Below are 1981 nucleotides of genomic sequence, written 5' to 3' on the forward strand. Positions count from 1 at the left end.
CGTAGCGCTGCAAATGATGAATATCAATAACCAAAAAAGATCCTTCATTTTAGGCTTTTTAAAATTTATTCTTGAAATTTCTAGATTTGGATTTGATACATCAAAATCTCTGTAGCTATCAATCTTAAGAGTCTTTATATACTTTGGTTTAATAATCATAGAAAGGATGACGGATGAATTTCTATAACATTTCAATTACTCAAATTACTGGTTTAAACTATCAATTTGAGTAATTGAAATGATTTAATGATGAATATTGTTCGGAAACGAACTGATTAATGAATTTTATTACTATATTTGTAGTATATAAACTACTAATGTAGCAATGAAACAATTCTCTAAATCTGAATTACAGATCATGAAATACCTTTGGACCATTGAAAAGGGATTTCTTAAAGACATTGTAGATCAATTTCCAGATCCGGCACCAGCTTACACTACGATTTCAACATTGATCTCGAGGATGGTGAAGAAAGGATACATAGGTTTTGAAAAATATGGACGTGATAAAGAATATTATCCCAAAATCACCAAAACCGAATATTTTAAAAATCATTTTAAAGAGATCGTTTCTGGGTTTTTCAATAATTCGAGTTCTCAATTCGCTTCGTTTTTTACAAAGAATTCAGATTTAAGTTTAGAAGAACTTAGAGAGTTAGAAAGTATTCTTCAGGAAAAAATAAAAGATAAAAAGCAGCAGTAAATGATCGCATATTCAATAATTAGTATCCTTAGTTTAAGCTTTTGTTACTTCATTTATCTAGCTTTTGTTAAAGCTAAAAATCATCATTTTAGTAGATTCTTTTTACTGCTCATTCTGGTTGGAGGTTTAAGCGCTCCTTTACTGCCGATCTCAAACTTATTTAAAAATAATCTAGCACCCGTAAACCTTGACTTTAGTGCTGAAGAGATATTCGCAGGACATTCAGGAGAATTGAAAAGTGAACTATCAAATGATTTAAGTAGCGAACAAACTTTATTTTCTTCCGAAGAAAGTAAACCGAGTACATTAAACATCTTATCGATCATTTTCGGGCTGATTACTATCATTTTCATCTTACGCTTTAGCAGGAGTTTACTGCTTATCTATAGAAAGATAAAGGCTTCAAATTTCGAAAAACATGGGAAATACCGCGTTTTTATTTCCAAGGCTAATGAGGAATCTTTTAGCTTTTTCAACTATATCTTAATTGAAGATGAAAGAAATAAGACAACTCTGGAATATATTTTAACGCACGAAAAAGCCCATGCAGATCAGCTTCATTCTGTAGATCTTATAATTGTTGAAGTTTTGTTATGCTTCTTTTGGTTTAATCCTGCATTATGGTTTCTAAAAAAAGAAATTATTCAGAATCATGAGTTTTTGGCAGATGAAGCAGTTTTAAAACAAGGCTTTGAAAGAAACGATTACGCATCAACGATATTTAATTTTTGCCGGGCGAAACAAACCAGTCTGGCCAGTTCATTTAGTTTTATCAATACCAAAAAACGAATTACCATGATTTACAAACATCATCCATCAAAACCGAAATTATTTTTAAATCTATTTTCAGCATTAATTTTATTTGCTTCAGTATTGGTTTTTAGCTCTTTTGCTGCAGAAAAGAATGATCCTAAATTTTTAGTGCTTTTAGACGCCGGGCATGGCGGGATAGATCCCGGAAATCTTAAGAACGGAATTCAAGAAAAAGATATCAATTTAAAAATAGCATTGGCTTTACAAAAATTAAGTGATGGCGAAGTAGGAATTCATTTACTTAGAGAAAAAGATGAATTTATAGATTTTAAAAAGCGATTAGAAACTGTAAACACTAGTAATTCAGATCTTTTTATAAGTTTACACCTGGGTGCTGGAATTGAACATGGAGTTCAGGCTTTTTACAATCCAGAGGCCAATAATGCAGCAGAATCTAAACAAATTGCTGAAGACCTGGTTTCAGTTTTTCAGGATAAGGCTTCAAAAATTAATGAAGGAAAGTTT

2 protein-coding genes are annotated in these 1981 nt (G+C 31.1%); both read left to right on the top strand.

Annotation, left to right across the window (positions count from 1 at the left end; translation table 11 throughout):
* Positions 1 to 325: 325 nt before the first annotated feature.
* The gene (locus tag IIF7_RS20490; protein WP_084843545.1) at positions 326 to 703 is read left to right on the top strand and encodes a BlaI/MecI/CopY family transcriptional regulator; all 378 of its coding nucleotides are present in this window, start codon (positions 326 to 328) and stop codon (positions 701 to 703) included.
* Positions 704 to 1981 (top strand): M56 family metallopeptidase (locus tag IIF7_RS20495; RefSeq protein ID WP_176219023.1); only part of this gene is annotated, 1278 nt, incomplete at its 3' end.

Origin of the sequence: Zunongwangia atlantica 22II14-10F7, from assembly GCF_002094855.1 — a bacterium.
Taxonomy (GTDB): Bacteria; Bacteroidota; Bacteroidia; order Flavobacteriales; family Flavobacteriaceae; genus Zunongwangia; species Zunongwangia atlantica.

Excerpts from the sequence above, each read along its gene's own strand:
- IIF7_RS20490 (WP_084843545.1), top strand. The coding sequence starts at position 326 with ATGAAACAATTCTCTAAATCTGAATTACAGATCATGAAATACCTTTGG.